The organism is Curtobacterium sp. Leaf183, assembly GCF_001424385.1.
In the GTDB taxonomy this organism is placed as follows: domain Bacteria; phylum Actinomycetota; class Actinomycetes; order Actinomycetales; family Microbacteriaceae; genus Curtobacterium.
The window spans coordinates 234241-235997 of record NZ_LMPO01000001.1 but is presented as its reverse complement, the minus strand read 5'-3'; the positions used below and the strand labels follow the sequence as shown (position 1 = coordinate 235997).

Sequence of the window (1757 nt, the reverse complement as noted above, 5' to 3'; positions counted from 1 at the left end):
CCGTCCGTCCTGTGTTGCATTTGCCACGTCAACCGTCCAGACGGTACAGTGGACGGGTCCTGCCGGGCTGCGTGACGACTTCCGCGCCCGGAGCAACACCCTCGAAGTCCGTGGAGCACCACCATGTCCGCACTCCTCACCAGTCCCGTCGCGACCCGTGTCACCGCGAGCCGGTCCCGACGCTTCCTGGCGCTCGCGGTGCTCATGCTGCCCGTGCTGCTCATCTCGGTGGACAACACCATCCTGAGCTTCGCGCTGCCGTCGATCGCCCGCGCCCTGCACCCGGACGCCACCACCCAGCTCTGGATCGTCGACGCGTACCCGCTCGTCCTGGCCGGGCTGCTCGTCGTGATGGGCAGCATCGGCGACCGCATCGGGCGTCGTCGCATCCTGGTGACCGGTGCCACGGGCTTCGCGCTGCTGTCCGTCGCCGCGGCGTTCGCGACCGACGCGTGGATGCTCGTCGCCGCCCGCATCGCGATGGGCGTGTTCGGCGCGATGCTCATGCCCGCGACCCTGTCGATCATCCGCAACGTCTTCCCGGACGCGGGCGAGCGGCGCATGGCCCTCGCGGTCTGGTCGACGATGTTCGCGGCCGGCAACGCGCTCGGCCCGCTGGTCGGAGGCGCACTGCTGGCGCACTTCCACTGGGGGAGCGTCTTCCTGGTCGCCGTCCCGATCCTGGTCGTGATGCTCGTCGCCGTGCCGTTCTGCGTGCCGGAGTCCCGTGACCGCAACCCCGGGCCGGTCGACGTCGTGAGCATGCTGCTGTCGCTCGGCACCCTGGCGCCCGTCGCCTGGGCCATCAAGTCCGTCGTGCACCCGGAGGAGCGCGGCCTCGCGATCGCGATGCTCGGCGTCGGCGTGCTCTGCGGCGTCGCGTTCGTGCGGCGGCAGCTGCGGTCGCGCACCCCGATGCTCGACCTCCGGCTGTTCCGCAGCACGGCCTTCACCGGCAGCGTGCTCATGAACATGGCGGCGATGTTCTCGCTCACCGGGTTCCTGTTCTTCATCGCGCAGCACCTGCAGCTCGTCGCCGGCCTCGACCCCTTCGCCTCCGGGGTCGTGCTCATCCCCGGGTCGGTGCTCACCATCGTCGCCGGGCTCGTCGTCGTGCCGATCGTCGCCCGGGTCGCCCCGCGCTGGGTCGTCGCCGTCGCGCTGCTGTTCTCGGCCGCCGCGTACGCCCTGGTCGCGGTGCTCGGCCACGACGCCTCGATCGCTGCGCTGGCGTTCGCCTTCGTGCTGCTCGGCATCGGGATCGGCGCGTCGGAGACCGTGACGAACGACCTCATCATCTCGACGGCCCCCGCGGACAAGGCCGGCGCGGCGTCGGCGGTGTCCGAGACCGCGTACGAGATCGGAGCGGTGCTCGGGACGGCGATCCTCGGGACGATCCTGGCGACGGCCTACCGCGCGCACGTCGTGGTGCCGAGCGGGCTGTCCTCGACGGCGCACACCGCTGCCCAGGAGACGCTCGGCGGTGCCGTCGCCGCGGCGTCGTCGCTCGGCGGGTCCACCGGGCAGGTGCTGCTCGAGTCGGCGCGGGCGGCGTTCGACTCGGGCGTGACGATCACGGCCGGCGTGGCCGCGGTGCTCATGGTCGTCGCGGCGGCGGGTGCCCTCGTGATGCTCCGTCGCCGCTGAGGCGCGCCGCGCGCCGCGGGAGGTGCCCCGAGCGCGGCACCGTGCGAGCTTCGTCCGTGGTGCGAGGTTGTGTCCTCGGTGCGAGGTTGTATCGGCGCACGGGGCCGTCA

General features: G+C 72.2%; 1 protein-coding gene. It reads left to right on the top strand.

Going from position 1 to position 1757, the window contains the following annotated elements; translation table 11 throughout:
• The first annotated feature begins 123 nt into the window (after positions 1-123).
• Positions 124-1647 carry an MFS transporter gene (locus ASG04_RS01070; RefSeq protein WP_056119000.1) on the top strand — a complete coding sequence of 508 codons (1524 nt, stop codon included), beginning with the start codon at positions 124-126 and terminating at the stop codon, positions 1645-1647.
• The last annotated feature ends 110 nt before the right edge of the window (positions 1648-1757 follow it).